Origin of the sequence: Anaerococcus octavius (assembly GCF_900445265.1) — a bacterium.
Taxonomy (GTDB): Bacteria; Bacillota; Clostridia; order Tissierellales; family Peptoniphilaceae; genus Anaerococcus; species Anaerococcus octavius.
This window is the reverse complement of sequence record NZ_UFTA01000002.1, coordinates 1502134-1524830: the sequence shown is the minus strand read 5'-3', so window position 1 is coordinate 1524830 and position 22697 is coordinate 1502134. Positions and strand designations below refer to the sequence as shown.

At 31.3% G+C, this 22697-nt stretch carries 21 protein-coding genes; 12 read left to right on the top strand and 9 right to left on the bottom strand.

Features of this window, described 5'->3' with window-relative positions; genetic code table 11:
* Window positions 1-236 precede the first annotated feature (236 nt).
* The 4 genes from DY249_RS07460 to DY249_RS07445 all read left to right on the top strand — a co-directional run bounded on the left by DY249_RS07460 (window position 237) and on the right by DY249_RS07445 (window position 4913).
* A complete protein-coding gene (locus tag DY249_RS07460) occupies window positions 237-2210 on the top strand; it encodes a PTS mannitol transporter subunit IICBA (RefSeq protein WP_115595715.1) in 1974 nt (657 codons plus the stop codon).
* Between the two features lie 3 nt (window positions 2211-2213).
* The gene (locus tag DY249_RS07455; protein ID WP_115595714.1) at window positions 2214-3368 is read left to right on the top strand and encodes a mannitol dehydrogenase family protein; all 1155 of its coding nucleotides are present in this window, start codon (window positions 2214-2216) and stop codon (window positions 3366-3368) included.
* A 15-nt stretch (window positions 3369-3383) separates the two neighbouring features.
* Window positions 3384-4106, top strand: coding sequence for a glucosamine-6-phosphate deaminase (gene nagB / locus DY249_RS07450; protein ID WP_115595713.1), 723 nt, complete (start codon window positions 3384-3386; stop codon window positions 4104-4106).
* 84 nt (window positions 4107-4190) lie between these two features.
* On the top strand, window positions 4191-4913 hold the full coding sequence (locus tag DY249_RS07445; protein ID WP_115595712.1) for a CPBP family glutamic-type intramembrane protease: 723 nt from the start codon (window positions 4191-4193) through the stop codon (window positions 4911-4913).
* A gap of 33 nt (window positions 4914-4946) precedes the next feature.
* On the opposite strand, the gene DY249_RS07440 is transcribed toward DY249_RS07445, so the two are convergent.
* From DY249_RS07440 to DY249_RS07400, 9 genes are all read right to left on the bottom strand, one after another.
* A complete protein-coding gene (locus DY249_RS07440) occupies window positions 4947-5318 on the bottom strand; it encodes a hypothetical protein (protein WP_147291905.1) in 372 nt (123 codons plus the stop codon).
* A gap of 50 nt (window positions 5319-5368) precedes the next feature.
* The gene (locus DY249_RS07435) at window positions 5369-6730 is read right to left on the bottom strand and encodes a PTS galactitol transporter subunit IIC (RefSeq protein ID WP_101539654.1); all 1362 of its coding nucleotides are present in this window, start codon (window positions 6728-6730) and stop codon (window positions 5369-5371) included.
* A 10-nt stretch (window positions 6731-6740) separates the two neighbouring features.
* The gene (locus tag DY249_RS07430; protein ID WP_115595710.1) at window positions 6741-7025 is read right to left on the bottom strand and encodes a PTS sugar transporter subunit IIB; all 285 of its coding nucleotides are present in this window, start codon (window positions 7023-7025) and stop codon (window positions 6741-6743) included.
* Complete coding sequence (locus tag DY249_RS07425; RefSeq protein WP_115595709.1) at window positions 7026-7499, bottom strand: PTS sugar transporter subunit IIA; 474 nt, start codon at window positions 7497-7499, stop codon at window positions 7026-7028.
* Between the two features lie 7 nt (window positions 7500-7506).
* Window positions 7507-8025 (bottom strand): YjbQ family protein, encoded by a 519-nt coding sequence (locus DY249_RS07420; RefSeq protein WP_115595708.1) that lies wholly within the window; start codon window positions 8023-8025, stop codon window positions 7507-7509.
* Window positions 8022-8720 (bottom strand): triose-phosphate isomerase, encoded by a 699-nt coding sequence (locus tag DY249_RS07415; protein WP_115595707.1) that lies wholly within the window; start codon window positions 8718-8720, stop codon window positions 8022-8024. The genes DY249_RS07420 and DY249_RS07415 overlap by 4 nt, the downstream gene beginning before the upstream one ends.
* Before the next feature lie 18 nt (window positions 8721-8738).
* Window positions 8739-9572, bottom strand: a complete 834-nt coding sequence (locus DY249_RS07410) for a class II fructose-bisphosphate aldolase (protein WP_115595706.1) — start codon at window positions 9570-9572, stop codon at window positions 8739-8741.
* An 8-nt stretch (window positions 9573-9580) separates the two neighbouring features.
* The gene (locus DY249_RS07405) at window positions 9581-11458 is read right to left on the bottom strand and encodes a BglG family transcription antiterminator (RefSeq protein ID WP_115595705.1); all 1878 of its coding nucleotides are present in this window, start codon (window positions 11456-11458) and stop codon (window positions 9581-9583) included.
* A gap of 133 nt (window positions 11459-11591) precedes the next feature.
* Window positions 11592-12824 carry an aminopeptidase gene (locus DY249_RS07400; protein WP_115595704.1) on the bottom strand — a complete coding sequence of 411 codons (1233 nt, stop codon included), beginning with the start codon at window positions 12822-12824 and terminating at the stop codon, window positions 11592-11594.
* Between the two features lie 91 nt (window positions 12825-12915).
* On the opposite strand from DY249_RS07400, the gene pepF reads away from it, so the two are divergent.
* From pepF to DY249_RS07360, 8 genes are all read left to right on the top strand, one after another.
* Entirely contained in the window at window positions 12916-14715 is a 1800-nt protein-coding gene (gene pepF / locus DY249_RS07395) for an oligoendopeptidase F (RefSeq protein WP_115595703.1), read from the top strand.
* Entirely contained in the window at window positions 14715-16016 is a 1302-nt protein-coding gene (locus tag DY249_RS07390; protein WP_115595702.1) for a M20 metallopeptidase family protein, read from the top strand. Before pepF ends, DY249_RS07390 begins: the two co-directional genes overlap by 1 nt.
* On the top strand, window positions 16000-16662 hold the full coding sequence (locus DY249_RS07385; protein ID WP_115595701.1) for a formate/nitrite transporter family protein: 663 nt from the start codon (window positions 16000-16002) through the stop codon (window positions 16660-16662). The genes DY249_RS07390 and DY249_RS07385 overlap by 17 nt, the downstream gene beginning before the upstream one ends.
* A gap of 257 nt (window positions 16663-16919) precedes the next feature.
* Entirely contained in the window at window positions 16920-18356 is a 1437-nt protein-coding gene (locus DY249_RS07380; RefSeq protein WP_101539645.1) for an alanine/glycine:cation symporter family protein, read from the top strand.
* Window positions 18357-18511: 155 nt separating this feature from the next.
* Entirely contained in the window at window positions 18512-19993 is a 1482-nt protein-coding gene (gene gltX, locus DY249_RS07375) for a glutamate--tRNA ligase (RefSeq protein ID WP_115595700.1), read from the top strand.
* Window positions 19994-21415, top strand: coding sequence for a cysteine--tRNA ligase (gene cysS, locus DY249_RS07370; protein WP_115595699.1), 1422 nt, complete (start codon window positions 19994-19996; stop codon window positions 21413-21415).
* Complete coding sequence (gene rlmB / locus DY249_RS07365) at window positions 21415-22119, top strand: 23S rRNA (guanosine(2251)-2'-O)-methyltransferase RlmB (protein ID WP_115595698.1); 705 nt, start codon at window positions 21415-21417, stop codon at window positions 22117-22119. Before cysS ends, rlmB begins: the two co-directional genes overlap by 1 nt.
* The gene (locus tag DY249_RS07360; RefSeq protein WP_101539641.1) at window positions 22106-22633 is read left to right on the top strand and encodes an NYN domain-containing protein; all 528 of its coding nucleotides are present in this window, start codon (window positions 22106-22108) and stop codon (window positions 22631-22633) included. The genes rlmB and DY249_RS07360 overlap by 14 nt, the downstream gene beginning before the upstream one ends.
* Window positions 22634-22697: the final 64 nt, after the last annotated feature.

Sequence of the window (22697 nt, the reverse complement as noted above, 5' to 3'; positions counted from 1 at the left end):
GTTAAAAGTTAAAATAGATACTTATTGAAAATTGCCTATTTTATACCTTTTATTAAAAAATATTATAACAAAATGTAAATGCCTAAGCAAACATTTTCATGATAAGTTGTGGTTATTTGATGTTATATTTATAGTTATTTTAATATATTTATAACAATAAAAAATATCGTAGTAAAGGTATAAAGCAGAACTTAAAAAGGTATAATATAAGTAAATATCTTTAAGAGGAGGATAAGATGACAGAGAAAAAATCTGCTAGATCTAAAGTTCAAAATTTTGGATCATTTTTATCGAGCATGGTAATGCCGAATATAGCAGCCTTTATAGCGTGGGGCTTTTTAACCGCACTTTTCATACCAGATGGATGGATTCCAAATGAAAATTTTGCGACCTTAGTAGACCCTATACTAATTTATGCTATACCAATGCTTATTGCTTATACTGGAGGAAATATCGTTAACCCACGTATGGGTGGTGTTGTTGGAGCTATTGCAACTATGGGAGCAATAGTTGGGAGTGAGCAAAAAATGCTTGTTGCTGCTATGGTTTTAGGACCACTTTCAGCATGGCTTCTTAAAAAAATCCAAGATGCCTACGACGGACATGTAAAAAGTGGTTTTGAAATGCTTGTTAACAATTTTGTTGCAGGATTTCTAGCTCTTGGACTTTCACTTTTTGCTTATGTGGCTATAGCACCGGTTATGGAAGGATTACTAAATATACTTTCAACTGGAGTAGATTGGTTAGTTCAGAGACGTTTATTGCCATTAGTTCACATATTTGTAGAACCAGCAAAAATTTTGTTTTTAAATAATGCTATTAACCATGGTATTTTTACACCAATAGGATTGAATCAAGTAGAAAAGGCTGGTAAGTCAATGCTATTTATGATTGAATCAAACCCAGGACCTGGTTTTGGAGTTTTGCTTGCCTATATGATTGCAGGTAAGAAAAATGAGAAAGCATCAGCATTTGGTGCTTCAATTATCCAAGTATTTGGCGGTATCCATGAAATATATTTCCCATATATACTTATGAATCCAAAACTTTTAATTGCTACAATTTTAGGTGGTATGAGCTCTACATTCCTATTAGAATTGCTTAATGGTGGGCTTGTAGCATCACCATCTCCAGGATCACTTATATCTTGGATATTACTAACCCCTAAAGGATCATATTTACCAACAATAATTGCCTTTGCCGTTTCAACAGTAGTTTCTATGATTGTTGCTCTTCCTATAATCAGAAATGCCAAAGATACTGGTAAATCATTGGATGAAGCAACAAATGACATAAAAGATACAAAAGCAAACAAAACTGTAGCAAAAAGACCAGCAAATACAAACCTTGCTGATACAAAGAAAATTATTTTTGCATGTGATGCTGGAATGGGATCATCCGCTATGGGAGCTAGTATCTTAAAGAAAAAAGTTAAGGAAGCGGGACTTGATGATATAGAAGTAAGAAATGTAGCTATTCCACAAATCCCAGATGATGCTGATGTAGTAATCACACACGAAGATTTAACAGAACGTGCTAAACAAAAAAATAATAATGCTTACCATGTTTCAGTTAAAAACTTTATGCAAGCTCCAGAATATGATCAGCTAGTTACTGATATTAAAGAAGCCAGAGCCAATGGAGAAGCTAAAACAAAATCAACAGAAAAAATAGAAAATCAAACGGTAAGTCCTGATAAAGAGGAAGTAGAAACTGTAGTTTACAGTGCAGATGGCAAAAAAATATCAGATAAAAAAATAGAAGAGAAAACTAATAATAATTCCTCAGTTCTTAAAAAAGAAAACATTCTTTTAAATCAAAAATTTAATTCAAAAGAAGAAGTTATCAAAAAAGTGGGTAAGATTATGCAAGAATCAGGATATGTAGATAGTGAGTATACAAAAGGTATGCTTCAAAGAGAAAACGAAGCTCCAACCCACTTTGGAATAGGACTTGCTATCCCTCATGGTACAAATGAAACAAAATCAGCAATTAAAAAATCTGGCTTAGTAGTATTTACCATTCCAGAGGGTGTAAAATGGGATGATGAAACCGTAAAATTAGTGATAGGTATTGCAGGTGTCGGTGATGAGCACCTAAGTATCTTATCAAATGTAGCTACAAAAATAGATAATGAAGAAATAGTAAATGACATTGTAGAAAATAAATCACAAGATGAAATTTATGAAATTCTAACAAGTGAGGTTTAAAAAATGAAATTAGCCATACAATTTGGAGCAGGAGCAATCGGTAGGGGACTTTTAGGAAAAGTCCTCCACGATTCTGATTATCATGTGCTTTTTGTAGATGTTTACCAACCAATAGTTGATAGAATAAATGAAGACGGATATTACACAGTAGAATTATCTGATCATGATTTTGAAAGTAAAAAGATTGATAATGTTTCAGCTCTATGCTCTACAAATGATGAAGATTTAGAAAAAATTTATGAAAAAATAACCGAAGCAGAGATAATCACAACATCAGTTAGGGTAGAAAACCTAGATTCTACTTCAAAGATAATTGCAAAAGGGCTAGAGAGAAAATATCCAGATGACAAAAAAGTAAACATTATGGCCTTTGAAAATGCTTATAGAGCAAGTGATATTTTAAAAGAAGATATTATAAAAAACTCTACCTTAAGTGCTGAACAAATTGAAGAAATAGCAACCTTTCCAAATACTGTAACAGATAGAATTGTTCAAAATAAAGAAGTGGATGGCAAGCCAGTTGTAGAAATTTCCGATGATTTTGAAGCTGTAATTGAGCAAACAAAACTTTCTGATCCAAACTCAAAACCAGTAAAAGATGCAGAATATACAGATGACATCGATAAAATGCTAGAAAGAAAATTATTTCTAGTAAATGGAGCCCATGCGGCAACAAGTTATTTTGGTTACAACAAAGGCTATGAGATGATGAATGAAGCTTTTGATGACCCAGAAATTTTAGCGGATGTAAAAAATCTTATGACAGAATCTGGCGATGTTTTAGTAAAAGAACACGGCCTTGATAAGGATGAGCTAGAAAAATTTAAAGAAAGCAAATTAAATAGATTTTTAAAAACAGCCTCCCATGATACTATTGAAAGGGTGGGACGTGATCCAGTTAGAAAACTAGGAGAAAAAGATAGACTGGTAGCACCAGCAATAAAAGCATATGATAATAATATGCCATTTGAGAACTTGGCAAAAGCAATAGCTTATGCTTTCAAATATGATGAAGCAACTGATGAAAAAGCTCAAGAGATAAATGAATTTATAAAAGAAAATTCAATTAAAGATGCTATTGAAAAATATACAGGTATTAAAGAAGACAAAAGAAAAGAATTATTTGATAAAATAGTCTCAGAATATGAAAAGATATAATATATAGGGGGAAAAATGAGAGTAATAGTAGCAAAAGATTACGATGAAATGAGCAGAAAAGCAGCAGATTTAGTAATTAGTCTTATGCAAGAAAAACCACAACTTAAATTTGGTCTTGCAACAGGCTCAACACCAGAAGGTCTTTATAAAAATCTTATAAAAGCAAACAAAGAAGGTGAAATCAACTTTAAATACGCAAGCTCAGTAAATCTTGACGAATATGTAGGAATTGATAAACAAAACGATCAATCATATCAATATTTCATGAACGATAGACTATTTGACCATGTAGATATTGATAAAAGTAAGACACATCTACCATTTGCACCAGAAGCAGATGAAAAATATGCAAAAGAATATGATGAACTTTTAGATAACTTTGGACCACGTGATATTCAAGTTTTAGGAATAGGACCAAATGGACATGTGGCATTCAATGAACCAGATGAGAAACTAAATCAAAGAACATCAATTATAAAATTAACAGATGAAACAATAAAAGCAAATTCAAGATTTTTTGATAGCGAAGATGAGGTACCAAAATACGCAGTATCAATGGGGATGGGAGATGCATTCAATGCTAAAACACTAGTAGTAATGGCAAGTGGAAAAAATAAACACGATGCAGTAAAAAGATTACTAGAAGAAGATAAGATTTACCCACAATTCCCTGCAAGCTTCCTTAAACTACATCCAAATGTATATTTATTTGTTGATGAAGAAGCTTATAATGGCTAAGAAATAAATCCTACCAGCCCACTACTTTATGGGCTGGTATTTTTTTGCTAAAATGTAGGTGAAAAATGTTTTGGAGGTTATTTGGTGAAAAGTCAGAGATTAAAATTATTTTTTATTACAATTATTTTTATACTTTTAAGCTCTTTTGCTGTAAAATTTTTTGCTCCCTTATTTTTAGGGATAATTATTGCTGCAATTTATTTATTGATTAAAAATAAGGATAAACTGACAAAAAAAGATTTAATAGTAGCAGCAATTATGTCATCCCTTGGTTCACTTAACATCATTTTTATAGAAAAATCTTTGCTTGCCATTGCCTTATTTGTCATTATTTTTATTACATATTTAGGAGCTGTAACAGTTTTTAAAAACTTTTTAGGATGGGATAAACTTTTAAGTAAAAATTGGAAAAAAAGTTTGATAATTGCAATAGCACTTGGCCTAATTCTAGGATTTATAAATTTAGGTGGAGCGGAAATTAAAATAAAGGACCCAACAATCACCCCACTTCTCATTGGCCTACAAGCAGGAATCATGGAAGAAATCAGCTTTAGATTTATTTTATATGCCCTTAGCATTTATATTTTAAGAGATAAGGAAAAAAATATTGTAGATAAAATTTTGATTTACGCACTAATGACCCTTCCACACGCAATAGCCCATGGATTTGATATAAGAAACTTGATTGGAGCTTGGATTGTTTTTGCAATGCCACTAGCAATCCTTCAAAAAAAATTAGACCTAACAAGTTCAATTACAACACACTTTATAATTGATTTGATTAGATTTGTTTGTCTTGGGGGATAAAAAAAGCAAGGAATATTTTTCCTTGCTTTTTTGTTAGTTAGTTTTTAATTTTAATAACTCCTCTAATAGTTGATTATTATTTTCAAATTTTGATAAGTTAATATAAAACTTATATTTTTGATTATCAATAGTTTGAATCCACAAATAAGTTTCAACATCTATTGAATATTGTTTTAAATAGAATTTTTTTATATTTTTATACTCAAAACTAGTCATCTTATCTTTTGAATAAAACTCTATAGACTTATCATTAAAGCAGATTTTATATGGATGTTTTTTGCCAATGATTCTATTATTAAAATTATATATTGATACAATGAAAGCTAATATGGCTAGAATTGTGTAAGTTTGCTTGATAATTAAAAATGAAGATATTATAGCAAAAGCTAGATAAATATATCCCATAATATAAATATCAAAATTATAACTTTTGGAATTATAACTATAACACATAATTAATTATTTTCTAATTCATTAGCTTCTTTGATGATTCTTTTTCTATTCCATAAGGCTAATGCTATAGCAAATATTGAAACAAGAACTATACCTATTGTTCCAAATCTATTTACATTTACTAGTGCCCATGTTAGAGGACTTGCTCCATCACTGATACATGAAATCATATTAGCACCTTCTGGCATTTGAAAGCCAACGTTCATAGCTGCTTGCGTTATTAGCGGAGCTAGGTCTGTTGAAATATATAATCCAAATATTAAGAAAATTATACCAATAAGTAAGGTTCTAAATCCATTATTATTTACAATTGGAGCTATTAAAAGAATCATAAATGGTAGTACAGATAAATCTGTAAATGGCATAACTTTATTGCCTGGTAAAGCTATTGCAAGAATAAGGGCAAGAGGCATCAATAAATAAGCTATAGTTAAAGTTACTGGATGACCAACTCCTATTGCTGAGTCAAGACCTATATACATTTTTCCCCTATTAGAAAAACGTTTTTTTATAAATTCACCAGCAGCTTCGCTGATTGGTTCTAGACCCTCCATTAACATTGCTGCCATTTTTGGAATTAGAACTAAAACTGCTCCAAGTGATACTCCAAGTCCTAATACTCCTGCAACATCATAACCAGCAACGATTCCTATTACTAAACCAATAATAGATCCTATCATCATTGGTTCTCCAAGAATACCAATTTTTTCTCTTAAATTTTCAAAATTAAAATCAATATCACGAACTCCTGGAATTTTATCTATAAGCCAGTTAAAAGCCATAGCAATTGGTGCATATGCGGTAGAGAAACCATGTGGTAATGATACTCCTGGTATGCCCAAAGACTCTTCTACTTTTCCCGCGGTAATATCTGCTAAGACCATTATTATAATCATATTTATTATTGCAGCTATCATTCCAACAGCAAAACTTCCTGTATAGATTGCTGTTAGTGCTCCTGTAAAAGCGAAGTGCCAGTAGTTCCATATATCGACGTTAAGAGTTTGAGTTGTATTTGTTAAAAGCATTAGAAAATTAACTAAAACTCCGACTGGTATAATTAGAACCCCTATTTGAGATCCTAAAGCAATGGCAGCAGCAGCTGGCCAGCCAACATCTATTACTGACAAGGCTAAGTTATATTTTTCTACCATTGCTTGAACGGCTGGTGATAAAGAAGTACCTAATAACTGATTGATTACAAGGTTTAATCCAACAAAACCAATGCCTACTGTAAGTCCTGCTTTTAAACTTTTAGAAAATCCTAATCCAAAAATCAAACCTAAAACGAGGATTACAAGTGGCATAAATACTGAAACTCCAAGACCTTGGAGCCGGTCGAAAAATCCAACTATATAACTCATATATGCTCCTTTATTTTTTCATTAAATCTAATATCTCTTTTTCTGTGGCTTCTTTTCCCATTCCTGTTAAAAAAGGAACACCAGAAATAAAATCACAATTTAAGTTGCTAGGTTTAGCGGTGGTTGCTATTAGAAAATCCGCATTATCAGATAAGCTTGGTGTTTCACTGATTTTACATTGTTTGATTGTATATTGATTTTCATATCCATTTTGATCTAATAGATTTTTAATCTTTGTAATTACTGCTGTTGATGTTGCTATTCCTGCTCCACATGCTACTAATATTTTTTTCATTTATATGCTCTCCTTTAAATATTTATTAAATGTTTCTTCTATTATATCATCATTCTTACATTCTAAGAGTGTGTTGACTTTCTCTTTATCTTGAAAAAGCTCTATCAATGCTTGTAAATATGGTACTTGGTTTTCCTTGTTCTTAATTGCAAGCATAACAATTATATTTACATCTGTGTATAATCCTTCTGATGCCATCTGCTCAAATTTAACTGGCTTTTCTAAAATGTTTATAAGTATTGCTTCATTAATTACATGTTCAGGGTCGGTATGGGGGATTGCTATCCCATAATTTTCAAATTTTAATCCAGTAGGAAAAGATTCTTCACGTTTCTTTATTGCTTCAATATATGATTCTTTAACTAAGCCTTTGTTTAATAATATTTTTGCTGTTTGATTTATTGCATCATAATTATCAATAAATTCTTTGTCTGTTTTTTCTCCTATGATTTTTAAACTATCTTCATTTAACATTTTTATTTTAATCCCCTAATATTACAATTTTACATTTTCTATCTCTAGGTCTTGTTGTATCAAAGTCTACAAAATAAATATATCCTGTAGTCCCTACTCCTAATTTTCCATCTTCTACTACAAATGTTTCACTTGATCCTAATATTGTTGACTTTAAATGTGCGTCTCCATTCCATAATGCTGACCTATCTCCATTTGGGAGGTATTTTTCTGCATTTGACCATGATTCTACTGCTTTATAGTGATCTTCTCCTGGATAAATATATTTATCTGCACTATCATGATCTGGTATTATTTTTCTTAAAACATTATTTAGGTCTTCTTGGAGGGATTCTAGCCCGTTTTCATTTACATCATGGGCATATTCTTCAAAAAATACTGAGCAGGTTGTATGTGGACTTACTACTACGCATATTCCATTTTCTATTTTGCTATAAGCTATGGCTTCTTTTACTTCTTCAGTGATATTTAGATAGGTGGGTTCATTGCCTTTTGACTGTAGGTCTATTGTTTTTATATAAGTCATTGTCTCTCCTCATATGCTTTTACACACGCTTCTATCATATCTTTTAGCATTTGTTTTGGATTTTCTGCTTTTACTATGCCACTTGTACATCCTGTCCCGTCTGCACCTAGAGAAATTGTTCTATATACATCATCCGCTGTGCTTATGCCTGCTGCTTGCATTACCAAAATTTCTTCGTTTACTTCTCTTATTGCTGTATTTGTTTTTTTAATGTAGCTTTCATCACTAACTTTGCCTGTTCCTATTAGTTCACTTGGTTCACAAAGTATAACTTCTGGGTCTAATTTTGCTATTGCTTTTGCTTCTTCTAGACTATCTGCACAAACTATTGTTGATATATTATTTTCTTTTGATCTTTTTATAGATTTTGATAATTCAGAAAGTGTTTGTTGGTGTTCTGCATGGTTTAGGAATGTTGCTTTAACTCCTATATTAGCTAGTGATTCTGCTGTTATATATCCCATACCTCTTCCAAGTTCTATTCCGTCCATATGTTGAGCTGATATTTTTACTTTTTCTGTAATCTTTACCATATTTGAAAGATCTGCAAAAGGGCCTGTGACTAATATTGATATTTTTTCTTCATATTCTCTTGCTAATTCTTCTGCAACTTCTACTAAATCGTATAATTCTTTTCCATATAGATATGATTTTGGATTGAATATGAAAAATGGTTTTTTTATTTTCTCATTCATTTTTTTCTCCGTATCTTTTTATATGCTTTTTGTTTCGAATACTTCGTAGTAGTGTTCCAAGACTTTCTTCATTGCTTTATCTGCTGCATATTTCATTTCAATATAGTTTTTAAAGCTTCCTTCTTTTATTGTATTGTAGGCTGCTGTTACGAAGTCTGTATATATATTTATTTTGGATATTCCATTTCTTGCACATTTATTTAGGTTTTCATCTCCAGAGGAAGATCCTCCATGTAAAACTAATGGTATATCTACTAATTCGTCTATTTCTTTTAATCTTTCAAAGTTTATTTTTGGTTCACCTTTGTAAAGACCATGTGCGGTTCCTATTGATATTGCTAAGGAATCTACTCCTGTTATTTCAGCAAATTCTTTTACGTCTTTGGTTTCTGTGTATATTGAATCTGTTATTTGGGAAGCTTCTGATTTATCGTTTGCGCCAACATGGCCTAACTCTGCTTCTACTGTTATATTATGTTTATGTGCATAATCTACTATTTCTTTGGTGATTGTAATATTTTCTTCAAATGGCTTTTCTGATGCATCTATCATTACTGAACTAAATCCTAAATCTATGGCTTTGTACACTGTCTCTTTATCTTGACCATGATCTAGATGTAGTATTACTGGTGCTTTAGATTCTTCTGCTAAATATTTTCCGAATGTAGCAGCTTCTTCTAATGATAGGATATCAGCATGGGATTGAGCATAAGATAGTATCAATGGGAGATTTTTTTCTTCTGCTGTATTTACATATACTCTTGCTGAGTTATTATCGATAAAATTAGTTGATGGTATTGCAAATTTTTCTTTTTTTGCTTTTTCTAATGCTTTTTTTGAATTAACTAACATTTTTACCTCTAACTTTCTAGGAATATATTTTTAAATTCTTCTATATTATTTGATTTTGTAGATTTTTCAATTAACTCTGCATTGTTTAAAAATCTACCCAAATTATCTAAAAATTTCGATTCAAAGTTTAAATCATTGCCAAAAAAGATTGATATTACTAGATTGACATTTACTTCACCCCACGAAATCTTATTTTTAGGAATTAGTATTATACAAAAGCTTTCCTTGCTATATTTATCTAAAATATGCGGTATAGCTACATTTATATATGCTGTTGGACCTAACTCTTCTCTTTTTTTAAACTGATCAATCAAATAATTTTTTTCTAGTTTGCTTTTCTTAAAAGCATAATCTGCTAGTATATTAATTGTTTGATCAATGCTATCAACATCAATATCTTTTAAAAATATTGAATTTGAAAATAACTTGTCAATTTCATTTAAAGTTTGCCTATTAAAGATATTATCAATATTTTCAAAATCTCTTTGCTTGAATATTACATCAACATATACAATGGGGGTTGTTGTTTTTTCTTTTATATCTACAGATGAGACTATAAAGTCAAAGTTATCAAGCTTATATAATTTTAATCTGGATAAATTTGTTAAAGTTAGATTTTCGATTTGATCTTTATATTTTCTTTCTAGCTGACTTTTCATCATCTGTGCAGATGAATTCCCAGATCCGCATACAACCAATATGTTTCTTTTTATACCAACGTTATAATCCATTGCACTAGCAATATGCAGAGCGATATATCCTATTTCATCATCTGAAAGCTTAGTTTTTAGTCTTTTATTAACAGGCTGAACAGCAATTGTTGCAAGCATGAAAGCAACCTGATTTTCTTTTATATCATCTAAGATAGGGTTTTTCATGTTTAAACCGTATCTTATTCTTTCAATTAGAGGACCTAGGTGTAAGGATAAGGCAAAAAATAAATCTATGTTGGATCTAAAATCATATTTTGTAACATCATAAACTTCATCAATCATTTGCTGAGCGATTTCAGAGATTTCAGGGGATACTTTCTCATAATTAGTAACAGAGTTTTTAGTAATCATATGCATTGTTAAATATAGGATTTCATCTTTTGGAAAATCTAAGTCTAATTGACTACTAAGTTTTGCAACTATGAGATTTGCCATGCTAAACTCTTCATATGATATTACTCTCGTGGAAAGTTCTTCAGGTACTTTTACATATTTACCTTCGCTTATACGCAAGATAGAAATATAAATGTGAACAACCAAATTTTTAAAATTCGCATAGGGCATATAAAATGTTTGTGGAAATTCTATCCCATTAATAACTTCTTGAATGGTATTAAATAATAATTCATCCTCATCATTTCTAAATAAATTTGGATCTTCTCCAATTTCATGTCTTAAAGCGAGTCTAATATTTTTTTCTTCTCCAACTACTTTCATACCATAATAGGGTTTGCTAATCAGCTTTAGATTATAATTTCTTAGGATATCTCTAACTTCTTTAATGTCTTTATTAATTTGCGAATGAGAGACGTAGTACATATCTGCAAGTTCTTGTTGTTTCAAATAAGAATTTGAAAAAAGCATTAATTTTATTATGCTCTCAATTCTTAACTTCTTATTACCGCTCTCATGGTGATAGTAAGCGTATTTATACCAATCAGTCTTTAAAAAACTTTTAAAAGTTGAGTTGTTTGTTATTTTAAACTGGTATCCTTTTCCTGGCTCCGATTTAATTATCGCCCCTTCATCACATATAATAGAGTTTAAAGTATTAATTTCTTTTTGAGCACTTTTTGAACTCAAACCCACTGATTTCCCTATATCTTCAGAAGTATGGAACTTATAATCTGTTGTAAGAAAATCCAGAATCTGTTTTGCTCTAGTTTCGATCATATTAATCACCTTTTAATACAGTATAACAAATAGATATAAAACATCCACACAAACATTTTCCTTAAGTTAGAAAAAATTAGTGGTATGAAATAAATTGGCTTAGAATTTTCTAAGCCAATTTATAAAATCATTATTAAATTGCCCAGTTTCCATTTTCAAATATTGGAAAGGCTTCATCGTTTTTGTAGCCTGTGATTTTTAAATCACTTGCGCCAACCATAAAGTCTTCGTGGATTAGGGAATCATTTATTCCGCGATTTTTTAATTCGTTTTCTTCTAAATCTGCTCCTCCTACTACATTTGTTGGGTAAGCCTTACCTAGAGCAAAGTGGCAGGATGCGTTTTCGTCAAAAAGGGTGTTATAAAATAATATATTTGAATTGCTAATTGGACTATCATATGGTACTAAGGCTATTTCTCCTAAGTATTTACTACCTTCATCACTTTCTAGCATTTTTGCTAGAGTATCTTTGCCTTTTTTAGCATCAAAATCGATTACTTTTCCATTTTCAAAAGTAAAGTTAAATTCATCTATTATTACACCATTATAAACTAATGGCTTTGTTGCAAATAATTTTCCATCCACTGCGTCAAACTGTGGTGCAGTAAATACTTCTTCTGTTGGCATATTTGGAATAAATTGATCATTTTTTTCATTTTTTGAACTAGCAGACATCCAAATATGATCTTTAGGAAGTTTTACCCAAAGATCTGTACCATTTGCTGACTTATAATGTACCTTGTCAAATTGGTGGTCATTTAAATATTTTGCTTTTTCTTCTAGGGAGTTTATGTGATATTCCCAGTTTGTTTTTGTTTCTTCCCATGATTCTTCTACACGGCTGACATCTAGGATTGTATCCCATAGTTTTTCGTAAGCCTCTTTTTCATTTAAATCTGGAAAGACTTTTGCTGCCCATTTTTTGGTTGGAACTGATATTACCAGCCAGCTAACTATATCATTCATAGAATATTTGACAAATTCTTTTGTCTTTTTAGAGTTTTCTTTAATAGCTTCTGAAATTTTGGCTTCATCTAGACCGTTTAATAGGTCTGGGTCTTCGGCATATATTGAAATTCTATTTGATTTTTTATTTGCTATTTGGTATCTTAATTTTTCTATTTTCCAGTCTGGAACTTCGTTTAAAGTTTCTTGGTCTTGATTTTCATAGCTTAGTCTTGTGATGGCATCATCACGCCAGTCAATTGATACATTTCTTGCCCCTTTTTCGTAGGCTGCTTTTGTGATTAATCTTGCAAGTTCTGGATTTTCTACTGGTGCATTAATTACCACATCTTCTCCAGCTTGAACATTTACTCCAAAATCTACTGCAAGTTTTGCAAAATTTTCTATTCTGTTTTTCATAAATCCCTCCTTTTGTCATTATACCTTTAGGATTTTTATGGTAAAATAAAATACATATAAATGTATAAATAATTATTTAAGGAAGGTTATCATGAAAAAAAGATATGAAGTTGATATAGATGAAACTTGGGCTATAGAGGAACTTTTTGAAAGTGATGAAGTTTTTTTAGATAGCCTTGAAGAACTAAAGAAATTATCTAATGATTTTGCAAATAAATACAAATCTTTAAATTCAACTGAAGAAATTTTTGAAGCTTTAAAAGCTTATGGAGAAATTGCAGCTTTAACAGATAGATTAGGAACTTTTGCAAGTATTACAACGGAAGTTGATACAAGTGATGCGAATGTTATGAAAAGATTTGCAAACTTTGTTAATGAAATGAGCAAAATTGATGCTAACTTAAGTTTTTTCGAATCTATGCTTGCAAAAACAGATACAAGTTTATTAGAAGAGGCAAAGAAGAATCACTCAGAATATAAATATTATCTAGAAAGAGTAATTGCTAATTCAAAATATTTACTTTCTGATGAAAGTGAAAAAGTTTTGGCAAATCTTCTGCCAACTTTTGATGCACCATACAAATCTTACAGCGATATCCGCTATGGAGATATGGATTTTGAAGATTTTGAATATGAAGGTGAAAAAATTGTTTTAAACCATAATACCTTTGAAGAATTTTTAGAAGCTGACCCACGCGATGATTTGCGTAGAGAAGCTTTTGATAGATACCATAAAGAACTTGGAAAATACCAAAATTCAGATGCTTCTGTATATATAAATCATGTTGAAAATGAAAAAAGATTAGCAGATATTCGAGGCTATGATTCGGTTTTTGATTATTTATTAAGCCGTCAAGATGTGGATAGAGAAATTTACGAAAATCATATTAATATTATTATGGATGAACTTGCTCCTCATATGAGAAAGTATGCAAAAATCATCCAAAAAGTATACGGACTAGATGAAATGACCTATGCTGACCTAAAACTATCTATAGATCCAGAATATGAACCAGAAGTTTCTATAAAGCAGGCTCGCGCTTATATTGTAGAAGGGCTTTCAAATCTTGGAGAAGAATATGTAAGTGTTTTAAATCGTGCTTTTGATGAAAGATGGATTGATTATGCTCAAAATATAGGCAAACGCACAGGGGCTTTCGCCACTGGACCTTATGGTTCACATCCGTTTATAATGACAACTTACAATAATAAAATGAGCCAAGTAATGACTTTAGCCCACGAACTAGGACATGCTGGTCAATTTTACTATTCAAATAGCAATCAAAACGCATTAAATAACGATATGTCTATGTATTTTGTAGAAGCACCATCAACTGCCAATGAAATTACCATGGAAAGATTTTTACTAAATAAAGCTAAAGATGATCGCGAAAAGCTTTGGGTTCTTGCTACAATGATTTCAAAAACATACTACCACAACTTTGTAACTCATTTTATAGAAGCTGCCTTCCAAAGAGAAGTTTATAGGAAAGTAGAAGCAGGGGAAAACTTAAGTACAGATGATTTAAGCCAATTATTTACTGAAACTTTAGAAGAATTTTGGGGAGATTCTGTAAAACTTATAGATGGAGCAGAGCTAACTTGGATGCGCCAACCACACTATTACATGGGACTTTATCCTTACACCTATTCTGCAGGACTTTCTGTAGGAACAATTATTTCAGATAAGATTGTAAATGGAGATGACAAAGACCGTAAAAATTGGATAGAAGTTTTAAAACTTGGTGGATCAGTAAGCCCAATTGATCTAGCCCATGCTGCTGGAGTTGATATGACTACAACTAAACCAATTTCTGAAACTATTGAGTTTATAGGATCATTAATTGACCAAATAGACGAACTAGCAGAAAAACTAGGAATGTACAAATAATGTATAAGAAAAAAGCAGAAGAACTTTTCGATTATACCGTAGATATCAGACGCAGGATGCATGAAAATCCAGAATTGTCTAGCCAGGAAGATGAAACAGTAGAACTTGTAATAAAGGAACTGGAAAAAATCGGCATCGACTATGTAGAAGTTAAAAACGGTGGGGTATTAGCTTTTGTAGAAGGGAATAGAAAAACTGATGACCCAAAGACAATAATCATAAGAGCGGACCTAGATGCCTTGCCTTTTAATGAACCAGAAAAAAATTTAAAAAATAAACGTCTAGTAAGAAGTAATAAAAAAGGTGTCATGCATGCTTGTGGTCATGATGGTCATACAGCTATGGCACTTACTAGTGCAAAGATCCTATATGAAAACAGAGATGATTTTTCCGGTAAAGTTATATTTTGTTTTGAAAGATCTGAAGAAACAGGTGAAAATTGTAAATATATAATGGCTTATTTGGGTAAGAATGAAATAAATATCGATACTAGTTTTGCCATACATGTTGCTTCAGAATACGAATCTGGTGTAATGGCAATCAAATCTGGTGGGATAAATGCTGGTCCTATGATGTTTGATATAACTATAAAAGGAGAAAGTGGACACGGATCACGACCATATTTAGCAAATAATCCCTTAGATTGTTTTGTAGATATTTACGAAGGATTAAAGTCACTTCGCATGGACAAATTCTCTCCTTTTGAACCAATGACATATTCTATAGGTGTAGTTGAAATGGGTAATCAATTTAATCAAATACCAGATAAGCTTAGATTTAAAGGAAGTGTTAGGTTCTTTGATAGAAAAGAAGTTGGCTATAAATTTTATAGAGAATTTCAATCACTAATTATAAATAAAGTTAAAGCCCACAATTGTAGGGTGGTTTTTAATACTTATTCAAGACCACACTTTCCAATTATAAACGATGAAGATTTAACTGGTCTTGCCAATGAAGTGATTAAAGATGAACTAGGAGAAGGATTTGTCACTCGTGCAAATCCATCTATGGGTTCAGATTCATTTGCAGTTTATACTGCTCAATGGCCAGGATTATATCTAATGCTAGGCATAAGAAATGAAGAATTAGGATCGGGTGCTGCCTTGCATAGCACTATGTTTGATTTGGATGAAGAAGCTTTAAAAAATGGAGTGGCAGCTACAGTAAGATATGTCGTAGAATACTTAAATAGTGGTATCAAAGTAGAAGATGGTCCTTATAAAAATAATATAAAGGGCTTATTTATAGAAGAAAGCAGGTCTCAAGAAGAAATCGAGGAGATTTATGACACAATCGCGTAAACGAACTTATAGACATAAAACTATTATTTATGGCATAATGGCTGGAGTAATGGTTGGTTTTGGAGGTATAGCTTTACTTTCGGTAGATAATCCATACCTGGGAGCTTTTTTATTTGCAGGAGCACTTTTTATAATTTTAAGCTTACAATATAACTTATTTACTGGTATGGTTGGATATTATTTCTATAATGAAAAGAAAGCATACTTTAAAAAGCTACTTATAGTATTAATAGGAAACTTAATTGGAACTTTTGTAATTGCTATGCTTATTAGAGCTACTAGATTTGGACCGGAATTAATGGAGCAAGCTCAGCTAAAAACACAAGTTAAATTAAATGATAGTCCTTTATCATTATTTATACTGGCATTTTTCTGTAATATGTTTGTTACAAATGCAGTTCATCAATTTAAGTATAACCGCTATCAAGTAGGCAAATATTTAGCAATATTTATTTCGATAATGACATTTGTACTATCAGGTTTTGAACATAGCATTGCAGATAGCTTTTTTTTCTTTTTAGCAGGTGAATTTAACCTATTAGCTCTTAGAGATTTCTTCATAATCCTAATAGCAAATATTTTAGGTGGGCTAATAATACCAACCATAAACTTGCTATATGATGATTCATTTAGATTAGCAGGTTAAAAATCAAATAAAAATGAATTTTAAATATAAAACTCATAAAATCTGTTTTGGATTTATGAGTTTTTCTTTGGGAAAAAATATAATAATACTAGATTTGGATTTATAATAATTATAGCTTATCAAAAAATTAATAAATATTTTGCTTGTAAAAAATATATTTGTATTGGTATAATATTAGCTAATATAATTGAAAAAATAATAAACTTTATTAATGGTATAAAATATAGGTATATTGTTAATAAAAATAGGAGGAAATTATGGAAACTTTTGGAAGAATTACCAGTTTTCTAAGTGATTTTATTTACACTTGGATGCTTATTCCCTTGTTACTGGGCCTTGGCCTATATTTTACAATAAAAATAAAAGCGGGACAGATTACAAATATTGGTCATGCTAATAGATTAATAACTGCAAAGCCAAAAGATGAAAAGTCTATATCCCCCTTTAAAGCGTTTACAATTTCTGCGGCCAGTCATATTGGTACAGGAAATGTTGTAGGAGTTGCTGCTGCAATTTCTGTTGGAGGTCCAGGTGCTGTTTTTTGGATGTGGATTACTGCTTTAATTGGTGGTGCATCTGCCTTTGTAGAAAATACTTTGGGTCAAATTTTTAAAGAAAAAAATGAAGATGGTACTTTTAAAGGTGGGCCAGCTTTTTACATAAATAAAACTATGAAAAAACCAGCTTTGGCAAATTTATTTTCTGTTATAATCTGTATAGTTTATGGTTTTATGTTTAATGCCATGCAATCAAATACTATTGCATCTGGTTTTGCAAATTCTTTTAATACTAGATCTTGGATAATAGGTCTTATTATAATTATATTAACAGGATTTGTAATTTTTGGAGGACTTCAAAGAATATCTGATATTACTTCATTAATAGTGCCAGTTATGGCAGTTGCTTATTTAGCTCTTGTACTTTTTATTTTAATTACAAATATAACAAAAGTCCCACATATGTTTAATCTTATTTTTAGTGAAGCTTTTAATATGCGTGCAGGATTTGGTGGACTTTTTGGAACAGCCATTTTAAATGGTGTAAAACGTGGACTATTTTCAAATGAGGCTGGTATGGGTGCTGTACCAAATGCTTCATCAGTTGCTGATGTCTCTCATCCAGCTAAACAAGGACTTATCCAAGCTTTAGGTGTATATCTTGATACAATTTTGATTTGCTCTGCAACTGCTTTTGTAATTATAATTTCTGGTGAAGGTATTTATCTAAATCCAGACCTTCAAGGACTTGAAATAACTCAAGCAGCACTTGCAAACGAGATAGGACCTTGGGCTCAACACTTTTTAACTATTTGTGTTCTTATGTTTGCTTTCTCTTCTATAATAGGAAACTATTATTACGGAGAAAATAATATAAAAGCTATGGATCTTGGAAATAAGGGACTTACGGTTTACAGAATTTTGGTATTAATGTTTGTATTTTTAGGCTCAATAGGAGATTTTTCTATTGTTTGGAATACAGGCGATGTTTTTATGGGTATCATGGCAGTAATAAATCTTATTATACTAATGATAGTAGGAAAATGTGCCGTGGCAAGCTACTATGATTATAAAAAGCAATTAAACGAAGGTAAAGATCCAGTATTTAATCCGAGAAATATAAAGGAACTTCATCCATATTTAGATGAAATTACTGCTTGGGATGATCCGGAAACTAATATAAATAATAGAATATAGGACTTATTAAAAATCTTATTGACAAAGTTGATTTTTGGAGTATACCGTGTTATACTTAAATAAGTTAAGTAGGGAAGGGAGTGTTTTGCACTCCCTTTCATTATCTAAAATAAATAAAAGAATATGATTAAAAATTGAGAAAAGAAGGAGTTAACATGAGCGATGTTAGAGTAAGATTTGCTCCATCTCCAACCGGTTATCTACACATCGGTGGGCTTAGAACTGCATTATTTAATTATTTATATGCAAGACATACAGATGGGACAATGATTTTAAGAATAGAAGATACCGATAGAACCAGATTTGTAGAAGGAGCTTTAGAAAATTTATTAAAAGCCCTTGACTGGTCAGGTGTAGAAATTGATGAAGGTGTAATGCTTGATGAAAATGACCAAGTAACTGAAAAAGGAGAATATGGTCCATATATCCAATCAGATAGGGTAAAAGCAGGCATTTATAACAAATATATAGAAAAATTAATCGAAGAAGATAAGGCGTATTACTGCTTCTGCTCTCAAGAAAGAATCGATAAAGTGCGTGATAGACAAAAAGCTGATGGACTTACACCAAAATATGATGGACTTTGCAGATCCATTCCATTAGAAGAAGCAAAAGAAAGAATTGCTAATGGTGAAGAATATACAGTTAGATTAAAACTTCCAAAAAATCGTGAAATCTCATTTGAAGATAGAATTAAAGGAAAAATCACATTTAATACAGACGATATGGATGATCAAGTTCTTATCAAACGCGATGGCTTCCCAACATATCACTTTGCAGTAGTTGTAGATGACCATTTAATGAAAATAACTCACGTAGTTCGTGGTGATGAATGGATATCATCAACTCCAAAACACGTTTATCTATACGAAGCTTTTGGCTGGGATGCTCCAGAATATATCCATCTACCAACCGTATTAAATGAAGACCACAAAAAATATTCAAAACGTAATGGCGATGGTATGGTAGAAGACTTTATAGCAGAAGGATATACACCAGAAGGACTTATTAACTTTCTAGCTTTACTAGGATGGTCACCAGACAGTGAAGAAGAAATCTTTACTATGGAGGAACTAGCAAAACAATTTGATTTTGATAGAGTAAATAAAACTGGTGCTGTTTTTGATAAGAGAAAGCTAGACTGGGTAAACGGTCATTATGTACGTGATCTATCAGTTGAACAACTTGCAAAAGAAATCAAACCATTTATGGTAGAATCTGGAATGATCGATGAGAATTATTCAGATGAAAATTTAAATTTACTTGCAGAAACATGGCAATCAGCAATTGATAAATTCTCTGATGCACCAAAACTATCTAAAAATTATTTCTTAGATGAAAGTGAAATAGAATGGGATGAAGAAGCAAGCGAAGTATTAAAAGAAGAAAATACTAAAAAATTAGTTGATGCATATTTAGAGAAACTAGGCGAAGCTGATGAAATCGACGAAGAATTTGCAAAAACTATTATGAAAACTATTCAAAAAGAAACAGGTATTAAAGGAAAAAACCTTTGGTTCCCAATTAGAGCAGCAATAACAGGATCAGTACACGGCCCAGATTTATCAAATGTAATGTTATTAATGGGCAAAGAAAAAATTGAAAAAAGATTAAATTACGTAAAGGAAAATTTTTAAATGAAAATTCATAACACGCTCACAAGAAAAACAGAAGAATTTGTCCCAATAGAAGAAAACAAAATCAGAATGTATGTCTGTGGGCCCACTGTTTATGATTATATGCATATAGGAAACGCTAGACCTTTAGTAGTATTTGATACCTTTAGAAGATATGCAAGATTTAGAGGCTATGACGTTACTTATGTAGTAAACTTTACAGATGTTGATGATAAAATTATAAAAAAATCTATCGAAGAAAATATTACTACAAAGGAAGTTACAGATAGATATATAGCTGCATTTATGGAAGATGCCAATGATTTAAATCTTGATGAAGAACACACGATCCATCCACGTGCTACAGAAGTGATGGATGATATTATAAAATTTGTAAGTGATCTTATAGATAAAGGTGCAGCTTACGAGTCAGATGGGGATGTATATTTTAGAGTAGAAAAAGCAAATGATTATGGCAAACTTTCTGGCAAAAATGTAGAAGATTTAATTCATGGGGCAAGCAATAGATTAGATAATGCTGAAGCTAGCAAAAAAGAAAGTCCACTAGACTTTGCCCTGTGGAAGAAAACTAAAATAGACGGTGAAGTATCTTGGGATTCTCCATGGGGAGCTGGTCGCCCAGGTTGGCATATAGAATGCTCAACTATGAATAAAAAAATATTGGGGGAAACAATCGACATCCATGCAGGGGGAGAAGACTTAGAATTCCCTCACCATGAAAATGAAATAGCCCAATCAGAAACACTAAATGAAAAAACATTTGCAAACTATTGGATGCACAATGGCATGATCCAAGTAGATGGTACCAAAATGAGTAAGTCACTTGGAAACTTCTTTACCCTTCATGATATCAAAAAAGAATACGACCTAATGGTCATTCGTTTTTGGCTACTTACAACCAATTACCGTCAACCAATCAATTTTACTCGTGAAATTATTGAAGGTGCTTCAAATTCATTAGATAGAATAAATAACGCAGTATTTAGGCTAGAAGATTTGGATAAAAATGCTAGTCAAGATGAAATTTTGGATGATGAACAAATTTTATTAAATGAGCTAAAGGAATTTGAAAATAGATTTATAGAAGTAATGGACAATGATTTAAATACAGCAGATGCCATTACAGTATTATTTGAATTAGTTAAATTTGCCAATATTAAAGTTTCATCAGAAAATAGCAAGCAATTAATAAAAGCAGTTTTAGATGAAATATTATCATTAGAAGAAGTTTTAGGTATACAAAACCGCCAAAAAGTAAATGCAAATGTGGATGAAGAAAAAATCTTAAATTTAATCGAAGAAAGAAATCAAGCTAAAAAAGCAAAAGATTATGCAAAAGCAGATGACATCCGTGATGAATTGGCACAAATGGGAGTAGCTATTAAAGATACCCGTGAGGGCGTAAAATGGGAGCTGCTCTAATGGATAAAATTTACGGTAGAAAACCAGTTTTAGAAACCATAGATGCAGGGCTAAATATACACAAAGCCTATATTATGGATCAAAAAACTCCAATTGTAGCAAAAATTGTTGATAAGCTTACTAAAAACAATGTGCCAATCAAATACGTTGACAAAAATTTTTTTGAAAATGTAGATATGAACCACCAAGGTGTGATGATTGAGGTGGATTCATACAAATACGCTGATCGTAGTGAATTAGAAAATGCAAATAGACTTATACTTTTAGATAAAATAGAAGATCCACACAATTTGGGAGCTATAATCAGATCTGCAGAAAGTTTTGGTTTTGATGGTGTAATCATCCCAGAACATAGATCTGCTAAAGTTACTCCAACAGTGTATAAAACAAGTGCAGGTGCAATTAATAATATAAAAGTAGTTATGGTAACTAACTTAAATCAAACAATTGAAAACCTAAAGGAAAATGGATTTTGGATTTATGGTCTAGCTGGAGAGGCTAGTGAAAATATTGCTCAAACAAATTTAACTGGAAAAGTTGGCCTAGTTGTTGGAAATGAGGGAGACGGACTAAGCAGATTAGTAAGAGAAAACTGTGATGTCTTAGTAAAAATTCCTATGCTAGGTAAAGTAAATTCTCTAAATGCATCTGTAGCATCAGCTTTAAGTATGTATGAGGTTTTAAGGCAAAATGGCTTTAAATAGAAGAAATATCACAATAATTGATGGCTATAATGTTATAAATGCTTGGCCAAATTTATCTGATATTTCAAAAACATCCCTAGAAACAGCAAGAGTTAAGCTGATAGATGAACTTGCGGAATATAAATCTATGTCCGGTGAAGAGATTGTCATAGTTTTTGATGCCTATAATTTAGATAGACCAAAAGAAACTATCACAGAAAAATATGGGATGAAGATTGTATACACCAAAAGATACCAAACAGCAGATACCTATATAGAAAAACAAATTCTAACAATAGGTCACAAGCACAATTTAAAAGTGGTTACAGATGATGCACAAATCCAAGTACTTGCTTCAAACAAAGGAGCAACAAGGATAACATCCAGAGAACTTAAGGCAGAGATATTTAATAATAGAAGAAAAATAAATCGAAGCAAAAAGCAAGATTTTAATAGAAATTTCGATTCATTTCCCTTATCCAAAGAAATGATAGAAAAAATTGACCAAATCAAAAAGGATTTGGATAAAGATTAAGACATAAAGGTAAAATAAATTCAAAATAAGGGTGACATATGGATAAAATAAATTTAAAAGACGA

Bases quoted from the DNA above. Each gene is read 5' to 3' on its own strand.
- DY249_RS07360 (WP_101539641.1), top strand. From the start codon at position 22,106: ATGGCTTTAAATAGAAGAAATATCACAATAATTGATGGCTATAATGTT.
- DY249_RS07400 (WP_115595704.1), bottom strand. From the start codon at position 12,824: ATGAAAAACAGAATAGAAAATTTTGCAAAACTTGCAGTAGATTTTGGA.
- DY249_RS07415 (WP_115595707.1), bottom strand. From the start codon at position 8,720: ATGAATGAGAAAATAAAAAAACCATTTTTCATATTCAATCCAAAATCA.
- DY249_RS07440 (WP_147291905.1), bottom strand. From the start codon at position 5,318: ATGGGATATATTTATCTAGCTTTTGCTATAATATCTTCATTTTTAATT.
- DY249_RS07425 (WP_115595709.1), bottom strand. From the start codon at position 7,499: ATGTTAAATGAAGATAGTTTAAAAATCATAGGAGAAAAAACAGACAAA.
- DY249_RS07385 (WP_115595701.1), top strand. From the start codon at position 16,000: ATGACACAATCGCGTAAACGAACTTATAGACATAAAACTATTATTTAT.
- cysS (WP_115595699.1), top strand. From the start codon at position 19,994: ATGAAAATTCATAACACGCTCACAAGAAAAACAGAAGAATTTGTCCCA.
- DY249_RS07455 (WP_115595714.1), top strand. From the start codon at position 2,214: ATGAAATTAGCCATACAATTTGGAGCAGGAGCAATCGGTAGGGGACTT.
- DY249_RS07435 (WP_101539654.1), bottom strand. From the start codon at position 6,730: ATGAGTTATATAGTTGGATTTTTCGACCGGCTCCAAGGTCTTGGAGTT.
- DY249_RS07460 (WP_115595715.1), top strand. From the start codon at position 237: ATGACAGAGAAAAAATCTGCTAGATCTAAAGTTCAAAATTTTGGATCA.
- DY249_RS07420 (WP_115595708.1), bottom strand. From the start codon at position 8,025: ATGACTTATATAAAAACAATAGACCTACAGTCAAAAGGCAATGAACCC.
- DY249_RS07390 (WP_115595702.1), top strand. From the start codon at position 14,715: ATGTATAAGAAAAAAGCAGAAGAACTTTTCGATTATACCGTAGATATC.
- DY249_RS07405 (WP_115595705.1), bottom strand. From the start codon at position 11,458: ATGATCGAAACTAGAGCAAAACAGATTCTGGATTTTCTTACAACAGAT.
- DY249_RS07410 (WP_115595706.1), bottom strand. From the start codon at position 9,572: ATGTTAGTTAATTCAAAAAAAGCATTAGAAAAAGCAAAAAAAGAAAAA.
- DY249_RS07430 (WP_115595710.1), bottom strand. From the start codon at position 7,025: ATGAAAAAAATATTAGTAGCATGTGGAGCAGGAATAGCAACATCAACA.
- DY249_RS07380 (WP_101539645.1), top strand. From the start codon at position 16,920: ATGGAAACTTTTGGAAGAATTACCAGTTTTCTAAGTGATTTTATTTAC.
- pepF (WP_115595703.1), top strand. From the start codon at position 12,916: ATGAAAAAAAGATATGAAGTTGATATAGATGAAACTTGGGCTATAGAG.
- gltX (WP_115595700.1), top strand. From the start codon at position 18,512: ATGAGCGATGTTAGAGTAAGATTTGCTCCATCTCCAACCGGTTATCTA.
- rlmB (WP_115595698.1), top strand. From the start codon at position 21,415: ATGGATAAAATTTACGGTAGAAAACCAGTTTTAGAAACCATAGATGCA.
- nagB (WP_115595713.1), top strand. From the start codon at position 3,384: ATGAGAGTAATAGTAGCAAAAGATTACGATGAAATGAGCAGAAAAGCA.